The following is a 16,898-nucleotide window of genomic DNA, read 5'->3' as shown; positions in this document are numbered from 1 at the left end:
TGTAAAGCGCCGAAACTGTGGGAGCTGCGGTGCGACGATGCGACTTGCCAGCGATGAGGCCGGTACGGGCACTAGAGAATCAAAGGCCCTCCAGCTCCGCCATCAGATCATTCAACCGATCAACCTTCTCCTCGGTGATATCACTCGCCGCCAGTCCATCAATGTACTCGGCCAGTTCCGCCACCGTGCTGCACTCGAACATCGCCCGCAGCGGCACATCCCGTTGCAGGGTTTTCTGCACGCGCGAGGCGATCTGCGTGGCCAGCAACGAATGCCCGCCCAACTCGAAGAAGTTGTCGCGCACACCGACCTGTTCGACCTTCAACACTTCGGCCCAAATGTCAGCCAACGTCTGCTCAAGATCATTGCGCGGCGCCAGATAATCCTCGCTCTGCAACTGCCCGATCTCCAGCGCCGGCAAGGCTTTGCGATCGAGTTTGCCGTTGGCATTCAGCGGCATCTGCTCAAGCCACAGCCAGTGCAGCGGCACCATGTACTCCGGCAGTTCGGCACGCAGGCGCTGCTTGATCCGCTCCAGGCGTTCGCTCGGATTCAGCGCGGAGTCTGCCGCGACCAGATAACCCACCAAGTGTTTACCGTTGACGCCTTCCTGCACGCCGACCGCGCCGTCGCGCACTTCTGGTTGCTCATGCAGACGCGCCTCGATTTCACCCAGCTCGATGCGATAACCACGGATCTTCACCTGATGGTCAACCCGGCCAACGTATTCCAGCACGCCGTCACTGCGACGTCGCGCCAGGTCACCGGTGCGATACAGACGCTCGCCCGGCGCACCGAACGGGTTCGGCACAAACACCGGCGCGGTGCGCAGCGGATCGCTGACATAACCGCGACCGACACCCGTGCCCGCTACACACAACTCACCCACCGCGCCCAACGGCACCAGTTCCAGCGCGCCATCGACCAGGTACAGCAAGTTGTTGTCGGTCGGCGTGCCGATCGGCAAGTAACTGCCGCGCGTTGAAGCCATGTCGACACGGAAAAACGCCACGTCATCCGAGCATTCCGCCGGGCCATAGGCGTTGACCAGACCAATGTCCGGGTAACGCAGCAGCCATTGGTGCGCCAGTTCCGGCGGCATGGCTTCACCGGTCGGCAACATCCAGCGCAAGCCATCAAGGCTCAGGCGCTCCGAGGCGAGCATGCCCTGAATCAGCGACGGCACACTCTCCAGCACAGTGATGCCCTGGGCCTGCACATGCACCAGCAACCCCTGCGGATCGTGGGCGATGGTATTCGGCACGATGTCCACCCGCGCACCGAACAGCGGCGCGGCAAGGAACTGCCAGACCGAGATATCGAAGCTTTGCGAAGCGGTCTGCGCAATCACGTCGGCCTCGCTGAGGTTCAGATACGGCACCTTGCTCAACTGGTTATTGAGCATGCCGCGCTGCTCGACCATCACGCCTTTCGGCAGGCCGGTGGAGCCCGAGGTGTAAATCACGTAAGCGAGGTTGTCCGGGCCGCTGTAAATGCCCAGGTCCTGCGCCGATATCGCCGCCGCCTGAATCTCTTCCCACACCAGCAAGCGTGGGCGATTGGCGCAGCTGAATTCATCCAGCAAGGTCTGCGCCTGTGCGTGGCACGCTGCGCTGCAGACCAGCACCGGCGTGTGGCTCAGTTCGATGATGCGTTGCAGACGCTGACTCGGCAGACCCGGATCCAGTGGCAGATAACCCGCGCCAGCCTTGAAGCTGCCGATGATCATGCCGAGCAGGTCAAGGTTACGTTCGCCGAGCAAGGCCACCGGTTGATCCATCTGCACACCGGCGGCGACCAGTGCATGACCGAGGCGGTTGGCATTCTGGTTCAACTCGGCATAGCTCTGCTGCTGATCCAGGCAACTGGCGGCGATACGCTGCGGATGCGCGGCAACCTGCGCTTCAAACAGCGCGACGTAGCTCTGCTCCAGCGGATAATCGTGGGCACTCTGGTTGCAACCGTGGAGCAGGAAGTCCTGTTCCTCGACGCCCAGCAGCGGCAGATCAGCCATGTCGCCATGGAAGCCATCGACCAGCGCCAGCAGCAGACGCTTGAACTCTCCGAGCATGCGCTCGATGGTCGATTCGTCAAAGTAACGCTGGTCATAAGACAGGTGCAGACCGAGGTCATCGCCCGGGTAGCACACCGCCGTCAGCGGGAAGTTGGTGTGGGTTCGGCCGGAGTCCGAGGTCGCATTGAGGCTCTGCGCGCGATCGAGTACCGAGACTTCCACCGGAGCGTTTTCGAACACGAACAGGCTGTCGAACAGTGGCTGGCCTTTCGGCAATTCGCTTTGTTCCTGGATGTTCACCAACGGCAGGTATTCGTACTCACGCAGTTGCATGTTGCTGTCGAGCAAAGCGCTGAGCCACTCACGCACGCTGCTGCGCTGATCGTCCTCAGGCATTTTCACCCGCAGGGCGATGCTGTTGATGAACAGGCCGACGGTGCGTTGCATCTCCGGCATGTCCACCGGACGCCCGGCCACGGTGACGCCGAACAGCACGTCACGATCGCCGCTCATGCGCCGCAGTACCAGCGCCCATGCCGCTTGGGCGAAGGTGTTGATGGTCAGTTGATGGGCCTGCGCCAGTTCCCGCAGCCGCGCGCCGTCCTCGACATTGAGGCGGGTGTAGCGGTCGCCGACGATCATGCCGCCGCTTTCACCGGCATGTTCGCGCAGGAACGGCCGGTCGCTCGGAATAGGCGTGGTGCGCTCAAACCCTTGCAGGTTCTGCTGCCACCACTGCCGTGCTTCGGCGAGGCTCTGGCGTTGCAGCCAACCGATATAGTCGCGGTAACGCGGCGGCACGCTCAATTGCGCTTCGCGACCTTCACCAAGGGCGGTGTAGATTTCAAAGAAGTCGTTCATCAGCAACGAGCGGCACCAGGCATCGATGAGAATGTGGTGGTTGCTCATCATGAACCAGTAACGCGCCGCGCCGACCTTGATCAGGCGCAGGTGGAACGGTGCCTGATTGAGCAGATCGAAGCCGGCTTCGCGCTCGCTTTTCAGCAGGGCTTGCAGCTTGGGTTCCTGCTCGGCTTCGGTGATGGCGCTCCAGTCCAGATACTCGATCGGCGTACGGCCCGGGGTATGGATTACTTGCAGCATGTCTTCGCCGACGTTCCAGCAGAACGACGCGCGCAGCGCTTCGTGACGGGCGACCACCGCTTGCCAGGCCTGAGCGAAACGCTGCGGGTCGAGTTCGCTGTTGATGCGGTAGCGATCCTGCATGTAGTACAGACCGGTGCCCGGTTCGAGCAAGGTATGCAGCAACATGCCTTCCTGCATCGGCGTCAGCGGATAGACGTCTTCGATGTGTGCGGCGGGCACCGGCAAGGCATCGAGTTGTGCCTGAGTCAGTCTGGCCAGCGGGAAGTCCGACGGCGTCAGGCCACCGGCCTCGTCTTGCAGGCAATGGGCGATCAGGCTTTGCAGCTCACCGAGGTAAGCGTCGGCCAGATCGTTGATGGTCTGCGCGTCATACCGCTCGGCGCTGAAGGTCCAGCGCAGCAGCAGTTCACCACCGTAAACCTGACTGTCGATGCTCAACTCGTTGGGCAACGGCGCCTGCGGATCGTGGGCGGCGCCGACCGCTTCCTCCAGCGGACGGAACAGCGCATCGCTGCCGAAGCTCTGGTCGAACTGGCCGAGGTAGTTGAAGGTGACCGGCGCCTGCGGCAGCGCGGCCATGCTGCGCTGGCTGAGGTCATCGGCGAGATAACGCAGCACTCCGTAGCCGAGGCCTTTGTGCGGCACCGCGCGCAGTTGCTCTTTGATCGCCTTGATCGAAGCGCCCTGCCCGGCGGCTTCTTCGATGTTGTGCGGGGTCAGACGCAGTGGGTAAGCGCTGGTGAACCAACCGACGGTGCGGGTCAGATCGATCTCGTCGAACAGGGTTTCGCGACCGTGGCCTTCCAGTTGAATCAGCGCCGACGGTTGACCGCTCCAGCGACAGAGTACGCGGGCCAATGCGGTCAGCAACAGGTCGTTTACCTGAGTGCGATAAGCGCTCGGAGCTTGTTGCAGCAGCTGCCGGGTTTGCTCGGCATCAAGGCGTACGCTGACGGTTTGCGCGTGGCGATTCTGCTGGCCGCCCTGGGGATTTTCGCAAGGCAGATCAGCGCTCGGGCCGGCCAGTCGGGTCTGCCACCAGTCGAGTTCTTCGCGCAGGGATTCGCTGCCGGCGTAGGCCTGCAAGCGTGCCGCCCAGTCCTTGAAGGCACTGGTTTTCGCCGGCAGTTTTACCGCTTGTTCGGCGTCGAGTTGGCGATACACGGTTTGCAGATCGTCGAGCAATACGCGCCACGAGACGCCGTCGACCACCAAGTGATGGATCGCGATAAACAGACGTTGCTGACCTTCAGGGCCATCGACCAGCAAGGCGCGAACCAGCGGGCCATTTTGCAGATCGAGGCTGCGTTGCGCGTCGGCAAACAGCGCCTCGCACTTGTCCATCGAGGTAACCCGCGCCTGCCACAACACCGCCGCATCGGACACCGGTTGGTGCGTCGCTTGCCACGCGCCGTTGACTTCGCTGAAGCGCAGACGCAAGGCGTCATGCTGCTCGATCACCGCCAGCAGCGCCTGCTCCAGACGATGCGGTTCAAGGGTTGCGGTCGGCTCCAGCAATAACGCCTGATTCCAGTGCTGGCGTTGAGGAATATCGGTGTCGAAGAACCAATGCTGAATCGGTGTCAGGGCCGATTCACCCACCACCAGACCTTGCTCGGCCGTCACCTGCTCGCTACGGCTGGCCACAGCGGCCAGTGTCTGCACAGTCTGGTGCTGGAACAGATCACGCGGGCTGAAATGAATGCCCTGCTGACGCGCACGGCTGACCACTTGAATCGACAGAATCGAGTCGCCGCCCAGCTCAAAGAAGTTGTCGTTGAGGCCAACCTGTTCGACGTTGAGCACTTCGCACCAGATCTGCGCCAGTGTCTGTTCCAGTTCGTTACTTGGCGCGACGTAGTCCTGACGATTGAGCTCCGGATCCGGCGCCGGCAAGGCGCGGCGGTCGAGTTTGCCGTTGGCGGTCAGCGGCATGCTTGCCAGCAGAATCAGGTGCGTCGGCACCATGTAATCCGGCAATTGTGCCTTGAGGTGCGCCTTGAGCGCGTCGCGCAGTTCTGCTTGATTGGCTTCGCTTTGCTCGGCAACTTCAGTGACTAAATAGCCAACGAGTTGTTTGCCGCTTGGTGCATCCAGAGCGAGCACCACGGCTTCGCGGATCGAGTCATGATCGAGCAGACGGGTTTCGATTTCGCCGAGTTCGATACGGAAACCACGGATCTTCACCTGATGGTCGATCCGGCCCAGGTATTCCACCAAACCATCGGCACGCTGGCGCACCAGATCGCCAGTGCGGTACATGCGCCCGCCATCGATGGCAAACGGGTCAGCGACAAAACGTTCGGCGGTAATGCCTGGACGGTCGTGATAAGCCTGGGCCAGACCGGCACCGCCAACGAACAATTCACCGGTTGCACCTTGCGGCACCAGCGCCAGATCGGCGTCGAGAATGTACGCCACGCGCGCGCCGATCACACTGCCGATCGGCACACTGCCGGCACCCTCCTCCAGCACCTCCGGCGCCAGACTGGCCAGGGGCATGACCACGGTTTCGGTCGGGCCGTAAGCGTTGAAAAACATTGCCGGTTGGAACGCCGCGCGAATCCGCTGCAGGTGTTCACCGGTCAGCGCTTCGCCGCCGGTGATGATCATCCGCACCGGCAAGATCTGGTTTTGCGTCGAGAGGAACTGCGCCAACTGGCTGCCGTAGCTCGGGGTGAAACCGAGGACGTTGATTTTATGCGTGCGGATCAAGGCGCAGATTTCTTCCGCGTCCCACTGACCTTGCGCACGCAATACAACCTGCGCGCCACTGAGCAGCGGCACCAACAGACGCTCGGTGGCCGCATCGAAGTTGATCGAATAGAAATGCAGCTCGCAGTCGTCCGGGCGCATGCCGAAACGCTCGATCACGGCTTGGCAATGCATGGCGATTTCGCCGTGGGAGACCACCACGCCCTTCGGTTTACCGGTCGAACCCGAGGTATAAATCAGGTAGGCCTGATGCTGCGGCAGACTGATAAACGGCAGCTCAGTGGACGGGTAAGCGACGAGTGCCGCGCTGTCATCTTCCAGGCACCAGCACGCCACATCTCGCGGCAGATCGCCAAGGGCCTTGAACATCGCGCGATCACTGAGCAGCAGGCCGATGCGGCTGTCTTCGATCATGTAATGCAGACGGTCGAGCGGGTACTCCGGGTCCAGCGGCACATACGCACCGCCAGCCTTGAGAATCGCCAGCAGGCCGATGACCATTTCCAGCGAGCGCTCCAGTGCCAGACCGACACGCACTTGCGGGCCGACACCGCGCTCACGCAAGGCCCAGGCCAACCGATTGGCGCGGGCGTCGAGTTCGGCGTAGCTCAGGGTTTGCCCGGCGAAGGTCAGCGCAGGTGCATCTTTGCGCGCCAGCGCCTGTTCGGCGAACAAGTGATGGATGCACTGATCGAGACGATGCTCGCCCGGCTCGATGCCGAGGCTGTCGAGCAGGCGCTGTTGCTCGGGTTGGTCGAGCAGCGGCAATTCGCTGAGGCGTTGTTGCGGGTCGGCGATCAGCGCTTCCAGCAAGTTGCGCCAATGCTTGGCCATGCGGGCAATGGTCGGTTCATCGAACAGATCCGTGCTGTAGGTCAGGCAGCAACCAAGGCGATGATCAAGGTCGGTGACTTCCAGGTTGAGGTCGAACTTGGTCGCCCGCGCATCGTTGGCCAGATACTCGACGGTCATGCCGGCAAGCATGCGGCTCTGCTGGAATTCCCAGCGCTGCACGTTGCACATCACCTGGAACAGCGGGTTGTAGGCGGCGCTGCGCGGCGGCTGCAAGGCTTCCACCAGATGATCGAACGGCAGGTCTTGGTGCGACTGGCCCTCGATCACGGTGTGACGCACCTGCTCGAACAACTCACCGACCGACATCATGCCGTCGAGCTGGCAACGCAGCACCTGAGTGTTGAGGAATGCACCGATCAGCCCTTCACTTTCCGGGCGGATGCGGTTGGCCACCGGCGCACCGATGCGCAGATCGTTCTGGCCGCTGTAGCGGTAGAGCAACGTGGCCAGCGCCGCAGTCATGGTCATGAACAGAGTCAGGCCGTTTTGCGCATTGAACGCACGCACCCGTGCGGCGAGGTCATCGCTGAGGTCGAAGCGGAACAGTTCGCCCTGATGGCTTTGCACTGGGGGACGCGGACGGTCGCCGGGCAATTCCAGCAGTGGATGCTCACGACCGAGTTGCGCCGTCCAGTAGTCGAGTTGGCGCTGACGCTCGCCGGATTCCAGCCAGTTGCGCTGCCAGACGCTGTAGTCGAGGTACTGCACCGGCAGCGGCTCAAGCGGCGAATCGCGGTCATCGACAAACGATTCGTACAGCGCACTGAGTTCGCGGGCGAAGATGTCCATCGCCCAGCCTTCAGTGACGATGTGGTGCAGGGTCAGGACGAAGTAATGTTCTTGCTCGGCAGTTTTCACAAGGCAGGCGCGCAGCAGCGGACCGGTTTCCAGGTCGAACGGCAGATGCGCCTCTTCATCGGCCAGTTGCTGAACCTTTTGCTCACGCACATCGGTGGCAAGTTTTGAGAAATCCTTCCAGCCCATGCGCACGCCGGTTTCGCCATGCACCTGCTGACGGGCGACGCCGTCGACACTCGGGAACGTGGTGCGCAGGGTTTCATGGCGCAGGATCAGCGCTTGCAACGCTGACTCGAAACGCTCGACATGCAGCACGCCACGCAGGCGCGCCATGCCGCCAACGTTGTACGCCGGACTGTCCGGCTCCATCTGCCAGAGGAACCACATGCGCTGTTGCGAGTACGACAGCGGCACCGGTTGGCTGCGATCAACCTTGGCGATTGGCGGTTGTTTATTGGTGCGACCACTGGCCTGGATCAGGCGGATCTGTTCGGCAAAATCAGCCAGTTCGCTGTGTTCGAACAATGCACGCAGCGGCAGTTCGACGTCGCAGGCCTGACGGGTGCGCGAGATGATTTGCGTGGCCAGCAAGGAATGACCGCCGAGGGCGAAGAAGTCATCGCGCAGGCCGACCCGAGTCAAGCCCAGCACTTCGCGCCAGATCGCGGCGATCTGCTGTTCCAGTTCTGTCACCGGTTCGACGTGTTCACGCACTTGCCATTGCGGCTCGGGCAAGGCGCGGCGGTCGAGTTTGCCGCTCGGGCTGAGGGGCATTGCGTCCAGACGCATGAGTTGCGCCGGGACCATGTATTCCGGCAGTTCGGCGGCCAGAGCAGTTTTCAGGCGAGTGATTTGCTCGTCGTGATCTTCACTGGCATCGGTTGCGGTGAAGTAGCCGATCAGTTGTGCACCGGCAGCGGTTTCGCGTACCAGCACCACGGCTTGGGCGACGCCGTTCTGCGCGAGCAAACGCGATTCGATTTCTTCCGGTTCGACGCGGAAGCCACGCAGCTTGACCTGCTGATCGAGGCGACCGAGGTATTCGATCACGCCATCGGCGGTCCAGCGCGCGCGGTCGCCAGTGCGGTACAAACGAGCGCCCTGCTCGCCCAACGGATCGACCACAAAACGCTCGGCCGTCAGGGCAGGACGACCGAGGTAACCCCGGGCCAGACCGATACCGCTGATGCACAGTTCACCCGGCACACCGGCCGGCACTGGATTGAGATCAGCATCGAGCACACGGCAAATCACGTTACCCAGCGGCCGGCCAATCGGCGAGCGTTCGCCATCGGCAGCGCTGCAATGCCAGTGGGTAACGTTGATCGCGGTTTCGGTCGGGCCATAACGGTTGTGCAATTGCACGGCCGGCAATTGCGCGAGTACGCGGTTGCGCAGTTCGGCCGGCAGCGCTTCACCGCCGCAGAACACCCGGCGCAGGCTGGTGCATTCGGCGCTCAGCGGTTCATCGATGAACAGCGAGAGCAGCGGCGGCACGAAGTGCAGCGTGGTCACGCCGTATTCCTGAACCAGTTGGGCGATGCGATGCGGATCACGGTGTTCGCCGGGGCCGGCGATCAACAGACGCGCGCCGGTGATCAATGGCCAGAAGCACTCCCACACCGACACGTCGAAGCTGATCGGCGCCTTTTGCATCAGCACATCGGTTTCATTGAGGCGGTAAGTATTCTGCATCCATTGCAGACGTTCGGCCAGTGCCGCATGGGTGTTGCCGACACCTTTCGGTTGGCCGGTGGAGCCCGAGGTGTAAATCACGTAGGCGAGGTTGTCACCGTGCAGGTGCAGACCCGGTGCCTGACTCGGCCAGTTTTCCAGGTGCAAGGCGTCCATGGCGATGACGCTGACACCGGCGCAGGCCGGCAAGCGACCGAGCAATTCGGTCTGGGTCAGGAGCAATTCGACGCCGCTGTCGCTGAGCATGTAGGCCAGACGATCGGCCGGGTAATCCGGGTCCAGCGGCACATAAGCACCGCCCGCCTTGATGATCGCCAACAGACCGATCAGCAGTTGCGGTGAACGCTCGGCAGCGATGGCCACGCAAACATCCGGGCCGACGCCTTTGTCGCGCAGGTAATGCGCGAGGCGGTTGGCTTGCGTGTGCAATTCGGCGAAGTCGAGACTGCCGCCGTCCCACACCAGCGCGGTGCGTTCCGGGTTCAGACGCGCCTGTTCGTTGAGCTGTTCTGGCAGCCATTGTTGCGCCGGGGTGCACGGCGCAACGCCCCAGTGTTGTTGCTGTTCGTGCTCAGTGGCGGTCAGCAGTTGCAGATCGCCAATGGCTTGCTCCGGACGTTCGCAGACCTCGCGCAACAAGTGGCTGAAATGCTCGGCCAGCCGCTCGATGGTCGCCGCATCGAACAGTTCGCTGGCGTAGTCGAACGACAGCGTCAGACGCCCGTTGCGGTCCTCTTCGCTGTGCAGTTGCAGGTCGAACTTGGCTTCGCGGCTGTGCCACGGCAGCTCTTCGGCGAGCAGCCCCGGCAGACGCTTGAGCGCACTCAAATCGCGCTGCTGGTGGTTGAACATGACCTGGAACAAGCCGTATTCGCGGGCTTGCGGGAAGGCTTCGAGGAGCTGTTCGAACGGCAGATCCTGATTCGCCTGGGCACCGAGTGCAGCGTCGCGGGTCTGGGCCAGCAGCGCAACGAATGACAAGCGCGAATCGATCTGCGCGCGCAACACTTGCGTGTTGATAAAGAAGCCGATCAGGCCCTGGGTTTCCAGGCGTGGACGGTTGGCGTTCGGTACACCGATACGAATGTCGCGCTGTCCGCTGTAGCGATGCAGCAGGCTCTGAAACGCCGAGAGCAGCAGCATGAACGGCGTCGATTGGTGAGCTTGCGCCGTGTTGCGGATCGCATCGCTCACGCTCGCGCCCAGACGCACGGTGTGGCGTGCGGCGCTGCGATTTTTTTGCGCCGAACGCGGGTGATCGGTGGCCAGTTCCAGGGTCGGATGCTCGTCACCCAGTTGCGCTTTCCAGTACGTCAGTTGTCGCTCGCCCTCGCCTTGCGCCAACCATTGACGCTGCCAACTGCCGTAGTCGGCGTAATGGGTTGGCAGCGGCGCGAGGTTGGCGCTCGCACCTTGCGAAGCGGCGGCGTACAACCGCGAGAATTCGTCGATCAATACGTTCAGTGACCAGCCGTCGGCGATGATGTGATGCAGGGTCACCAACAGTTGGTGATCCTCGTCATCGAGACGCACCAGTGTCACCCGCAGCAGCGGGCCTTTTTGCAAATCGAATCGGGTGTGTGCTTCGTCTTCGCGGATCTGCTGGGCGCGGAGTTCACGCGCATGGGCCGGCATGTCGCTGATGTCGATCAGTTGCAGGTTGAATTCGGCGGCGGCTGCGACTTGTTGCAGGGCCACGCCGTCGCGTTCGAAGAAGCGTGTACGCAGGGATTCATGGCGCTCGATCAGTTGCTGGAAGCTGGCACGCAAGGCGTCTTCGTCGAGTTCACCGCGCAGACGCAGGGCACCGGGAATGTTGTAGGCGCTGCTCTGCGGGTCGAGTTGCCAGGTGATCCACAGACGGTTTTGCGCCAGCGATTGCGGCAGCGGCTCGCTGCGCGACAGTGCGGTGATTGCACCTTGGGCGTTGCCGCCATCCTGTTGCTGTTGGGCCACGGCAGCCGCAAACGCGGACAAGGTCGGCGCCTCGAAGAGCAGACGCAGGTTCAGCTCAAGGCTGAGTTCTTCGCGAACCCGGGCGATGACTTGCGTGGCGGCGATCGAGTTACCGCCGAGCAGGAAGAAGTGGTCGTCGGCGTTGACCTGTTTGACGTTGAGTTGTTCGGCCCAGATTTTCGCGATCAAGGCTTCAAGCTCCGAGGCGCTGGTGACTGCGTCCTGGCTTTCAGCGGTGCTCGACGGGAACACTGCGTAGCTGTCGAGGCTGCCATCGGCCAGACGATTGCGGCACGCCGAACGCTGTAATTTGCCGCTGGAGGTTTTGGGCAGTGCGCCCGGATTAAGCAACACCACGACGCTTGGCGCTTCCTGATATGCCTCAGCCACGGCTTGGCGGATGGCTTTGATCAACGCCTGCGGCGCAAGGATTTTCTGCACGCTGCGGCTGATTTCTGCGGCGATGCCGATACCCTCCTCGCCATCCTGATTGACCGCGAACGCCGCGACGCGGCCCTTGCGCACCACTTCCACTTCGTTCTCGATCGTTTTCTCGATGTCCTGCGGATAGAGGTTATGGCCGCGCACGATGAGCATGTCTTTCAGGCGGCCAGTGATAAACAGTTCAGCGCCGCGCATGAAGCCAAGGTCACCGGTGCGTAGCCAGGTGCGCCCGGCGTGCTGGACGAAGGTCTTGGCGCTGGCTTCAGGGTTGCGCCAGTAGCCGTTGGCGATGCTCGGGCCGGCGGCCCAGACTTCACCAACGGCGTTATCGGCAAGTTCGACCAGCGTGTTCGGTTCAACGATCAGCACGGCGTGTTCCGGCTGGCTGATGCCGCAACTCATGATCGGGCTGCCATCGCCCGGTTCGGCGCGGTTTTGCGCAAAGGCTTGATCGTTCACGCGCAACACCGGAATACCGGTGCCGCGCGGGGTGCCGGCGACGAATAGCGTGGCCTCGGCCAGACCGTACGAGGCCATGAAACTGCCCTCACTGAAACCGCATGCGGCGAACTTCTCGGCGAAGCGCTCAAGGGTGTCGAGACGGATCGGCTCGGAGCCGGAATAGGCCACGCGCCAGCGGCTCAGGTCGAGACGCTCCAGCGCCGACTCGCTGACCCGTTCGCTGCACAAGCGATAGGCGAAGTCCGGCCCGCCGCTGATGGTGCCGCCGTATTCGCTGATCGCTTCCAGCCAGCGCAATGGCCGGGCAAGGAAGTAGGCCGGCGACATCAGGATGCACGGCACACCGCTGAAAATCGGCTGCAGCAGACCGCCGATCAAACCCATGTCGTGATACAGCGGCAGCCAACTGACGATTACGTCGTCCGGGTTCACGTCGATGCCGAACCCGTGACGGATCAGCTGTTCGTTGGCGACCAGATTGCCATGGCTGACCTGCACGCCTTTGGGCAGCGCAGTGGAACCGGAAGTGTATTGCAGGAAGGCGATGTGGTCTTGCGGCAGGCTCGGTTCAACCCAGTTTTGCGCCAGTGAATTGTCGAGCGCGTCGACACACAACAACGGCGGCGCGCCCTCGATCTGCTGCAAGGCGTCGCGCAGGTCAGCGCTGGTCAGCAACAGACGCGGTTCGGCGTCGGCGATGATCGACAGCAAACGCTCCTGATGGTGACGGCGCGCGGATTCCGGCGGATAGGCCGGCACCGCGATCACCCCTGCGTACAGGCAGCCAAAAAACGCCGCGACGTAATCCGGGCCACTTGGGAACAGCAGCACCGCGCGATCACCGAATTCAGCGTCAGCCTGCAGTGCAGCGGCGATCATGCGTGCGCGTTGATCCAGCTCGCGATAACTGAGTACCACAGCCTGCTCCGGGTTTTCGGCGAGAAAACGCAAGGCCAGTCGATCCGGCGTCAGGGCCGCGCGGCGCTGGAGGGCTTGGACCAGGGTGCTGGGGAGTTCGAACGCGTCGGTCATGGGTTTTCCTGCCTGAATTCGGCTTGCTAATGGAATCGGGTTGCTGCGTCACGCCCCGCGAAGGGCATGCAGGGCGCGGTCTGTGCCGACCGCGCAAGGCTTGGGAATGCTGTCTGGCCGGGGCTCGATACCCGGAACCATTCACCAATGAGAACGGATGACGTCTTGAAATAATTAGTCGACGGGCAGGAGCGCCAATAGCGCCGGGGTGCGGCGGCGTGTCGCAGTTCTCAGAATGCACCTTTGTAGCGCATTACTTCTCTTTCTCAATTGACAATCATTATCATTCAACATAATTTGTCGCTCGATGTGTAGGACGCCCCCCTCCCCCAAGGCGTCCCACGACCCTATTTGGCAGCAAGGTGATTTCCATGACGGAACAAGTATCCACAAGCAGGTGCGATTCACCGCTACTTCAGGCATTCGTCGACAATCGACTGATTCTGGTCAAGATTGCAGCCCGTATTACCGGCTGCCGCTCGCGCGCCGAGGACGTGGTGCAGGATGCGTTTTTCCGCCTGCAATCGGCGCCACCGATCACGTCGTCGATCAAGGCTCAACTGAGCTATCTGTTCCAGATCGTGCGCAACCTCGCCATCGATCATTACCGCAAACAGGCGCTTGAGCAGAAGTACTCCGGCCCTGAAGAGGAAGGGCTGAACGTGGTCATCCAGGGTGCTTCGCCGGAAACCTCGCACATCAATTTCTCGACCCTGGAAAACATCGCCGACGCGCTGACCGAACTGCCCAACCGCACGCGCTATGCGTTCGAGATGTACCGGCTGCACGGCGTGCCGCAAAAGGACATCGCCAAGGAACTGGGCGTTTCGCCAACGCTGGTCAACTTCATGATTCGCGATGCGCTGGTGCACTGCCGCAAGGTGTCGGGCAGTCGTCGAGAGGCGGTGGCCGTGGGTCGTCGCTGAGACCGCGTCGACAGATAAAAAAGATCGCAGCCTTCGGCAGCTCCTACATGGAAATGCATTCCTCTGTATGAGCTGCCGAAGGCTGCGATCTTTTGCCTTTAAATCACCTCAAGCCAATTTGCACCGATCAAAAAACCGCTCACGTCCCAGTATCATCAGCGCCGCGCGCTTGTGCGGGAAATCGAACTCTTTCTCGCAGTGGAAGCACTGGTTGTGCATATGCCCGATCATCTTCGCGTTGTCGGCCCGAGGCTCGGCAACCACCCGCTGAGTGCGCGGATCATCGAGAAACAGGTAATGCACCAGCGCCGATAACCAGCTCGCCACTTTGTGCGGGCCGCGATGATCTTCTTCGCCGACCAGCATGTGAATGCCGCGGTCGTAATTGTCGGCATCGTAGAACGGCGCGATGCGATCTTCCTTGGCCCAGTAGGCTTCGAAATAGGCAAACGGCTGATCATCGAAACAGCCAATCAGCGTCAGCGTGTGCGGGTCGGCAGCGAGTTTGCTCAGGTACTCGCGGTGTTTCTCGAGGCTGCCCTCTTCTTGCCAGAAACTGGCAACGCGCGGGCTGTTCTGCCAGCGGTTGAAGCGCGACAGGTCTTCTTCGATCTCTACAGTGCGCAGGGAAATCCACGCACCAAGACGCGCATCGAAACGCCGATACACTTCACCGCGCGGTTTGACCGGACGCAGTGGATGACGCTTGCCCTCGTTGATGACCATTTGCTGCGGATAGCTGCCCGCCAGGGAGTTGCCGAGCCACGGTTGCGGCAACTGCCAGAACAGCGTGCGCTCGCAGCGATATTCGCCGGCCACTCCGGTGCTCACCAGCAAGCCACTGAGCAAGGCTTCGGTCGGCGGCTGATCCAGATGCCAAGTCAATTGCTGGCACGCCGGATCCCGTGCGAACAGCCAGTAACAGGCCGCCCACAACGCCTGCCCGGGCGGCAGCGCAAAGCGTTCATCGATCTGGATCGGTCCCTTTGCCTCCCGATCGAGGCGCAAGCGGATCAGCGGTTGACCGTCCAGGCTCAGGCTCAGGCGGCTTTCACTGACATCAGCGATCAATTGACTGCCCGAAGGCAAGGCCAGGGCAGTCAGGTCATTCAGATTGGACATGGGTCGGGCTCACGATAATCGTCGACAGTTCAACGATGGGACGTGAGCCGGGAAGGAAAATTTAGGCTTTGCCCAGAAATCGCTGCCTCAGTGGTGAGGCACCGGCACCACGGCAATCTTGTACGGATCGAAAATCTTCAGCATTTCACCGTTGTCGCGCAAACCCTGCAGCAACTTGCCAAACGCCGCGCCGGTGATCGGCGCGGTCGGGCGCAGAATCGCGTAATGGTGATAGACCTGATCGATGCGCTGCGACACCAGCAATTCGTCGCGCACCTTCTCGTTACGCAACAGGTAATCGAACAGATAGGAACGTGTCACCAGGGCAACATCGGCGCGCCGGCGCAGCACCATCAGCAAGTTGCTGTCGTGGGAATAGGTCAGCGTCGCGTTGTAATTCTGTGCGAGGTATTTGGGGTCGGCGTTGAAGTTGGCGAACTCGTAGTGGTAACCGCTGAACAATGCCAGGCGTTTGCCGGTGAGGTCGGCGAAATAGTTCTGCTGCCGACCGTCTTCGCGTTGCGCGACGAAAATCTCCGCATCCTCAAGGCCCATGTCGACATCCGTGTGGGGAATTTCCTTCCAGCCCCAATCGGGGTTCTCGAAAATTGCCATGTCGATCCGGCCCTGCTTGAAATCACCGAAACGCCGAGGAATCGAGGTCGGTACGAGGACGAACTGATAGTCGCTTTGCAGACGATTGAGGGCTTCGACCAACTGCGGCAGAAGACCTGTGTCGGCACCGTTTTCCGGGCGAACGGTGTAAGGCGGAAAATGCGCCGCGCCGACCCGGACCAATTGCGCTGCCTGAGCGGGCAATACCAAAAATGCAGCCAGCGCTACGAGCATCAACCCCGCGGCCGTCCGAATTGGCGAAGACTTCAAAACACCCCACTCCCCGAAAAAATACCGATCAATGCATTCAAGCTAGGCGGTTTCGCCCAGTTAGCCAGTTTCCCGGCCGGATAGAAAGTGCTTCAACGCGCTTCAAGGACCAGAATCAACGCCTCATCGGCCAACTGATCGAGGCTCAAACTGCCGCCGGCACGGAACCAGGTGGTCGTCCACGACAGTGCGCCAGTGAGGAAACGTCGGGTAATAAATACGTCGCCACGGATAAACCCCGCGTCTTTGGCCTCACCCAGCACTTGCAGCCAGATGTCTTCGTAAACATCGCGCAATGCCAGCACCTTGGCCTGACCGTCTTCGGACAGTGAACGCCACTCATAAACCAGCACCGCCATGGCTTCACCGCTGCCGCCCATGATCGACTGCAATTCGCAGCGAATCAGCGCCAGCACGCGCTCGCGCACATCGGTCGCGTCAGCAAGCGCTGCACGCATCAACGCGGTGTTGTAGCGGATGGTCTCTTCCATCACCGCACGGAGGATTTCATCCTTGCTTTTGAAGTGATGAAAAATGCTTCCCGACTGGATGCCGACGGCACCGGCCAGATCGCGCACCGTGGTGCGTTCGTAGCCTTTGTTACGGAACAGGTGAGCGGCCACTTGCAGCAATTTGCCGCGGGCGCTGTCGGGGTCGGTCAACTGGCCTTCGTCGACCAAATCGCGCATGACCCTCAGGGCTTTTTGCTCGTCCACCCGTTCTCTCCTACAGTCGATCAGTCTGTTGCCCCCTGAAACTGCAGGGTTGCGCGCAATTTAAGCCGCCAGCGGCAACCAAGCAAGCGCTTGGGCAGAAGATAGTTTCAACTGTTTACAAACCAAGCGCTTGCTTGGTAGCCTCCAGACACTTCTGTCGCAGGTTGCTGA

Annotated in this window: 5 protein-coding genes; 1 reads left to right on the top strand and 4 read right to left on the bottom strand. The window is 61.5% G+C overall.

Translation table 11 applies throughout. The annotated features are described in order from the left end of the window. Window positions 1-79: 79 nt before the first annotated feature. Window positions 80-13,078 (bottom strand): non-ribosomal peptide synthetase, encoded by a 12,999-nt coding sequence (locus QZR14_RS18810; protein ID WP_311997374.1) that lies wholly within the window; start codon window positions 13,076-13,078, stop codon window positions 80-82. 371 nt (window positions 13,079-13,449) lie between these two features. On the opposite strand from QZR14_RS18810, the gene QZR14_RS18805 reads away from it, so the two are divergent. Further along, window positions 13,450-14,004, top strand: coding sequence for an RNA polymerase factor sigma-70 (locus tag QZR14_RS18805; protein WP_250606124.1), 555 nt, complete (start codon window positions 13,450-13,452; stop codon window positions 14,002-14,004). A 108-nt stretch (window positions 14,005-14,112) separates the two neighbouring features. Here QZR14_RS18805 and QZR14_RS18800 read toward each other — a convergent pair whose 3' ends face one another. From QZR14_RS18800 to QZR14_RS18790, 3 genes are all read right to left on the bottom strand, one after another. After that, window positions 14,113-15,126, bottom strand: coding sequence for a GNAT family N-acetyltransferase (locus QZR14_RS18800; RefSeq protein WP_250606123.1), 1,014 nt, complete (start codon window positions 15,124-15,126; stop codon window positions 14,113-14,115). Window positions 15,127-15,213: 87 nt separating this feature from the next. After that, entirely contained in the window at window positions 15,214-16,011 is a 798-nt protein-coding gene (locus QZR14_RS18795; RefSeq protein WP_311997373.1) for a substrate-binding periplasmic protein, read from the bottom strand. A gap of 92 nt (window positions 16,012-16,103) precedes the next feature. Beyond that, window positions 16,104-16,727: a TetR/AcrR family transcriptional regulator gene (locus tag QZR14_RS18790; protein WP_123595323.1), complete on the bottom strand. Its 624-nt coding sequence runs from the start codon at window positions 16,725-16,727 to the stop codon at window positions 16,104-16,106. Window positions 16,728-16,898 lie beyond the last annotated feature (171 nt).

It is taken from the genome of Pseudomonas sp. rhizo66 (assembly GCF_031931925.1).
In the GTDB taxonomy this organism is placed as follows: Bacteria; Pseudomonadota; Gammaproteobacteria; order Pseudomonadales; family Pseudomonadaceae; genus Aquipseudomonas.
Note: the sequence above shows the minus strand (reverse complement) of the source record. Positions and strands in the feature narration are given on the sequence as shown.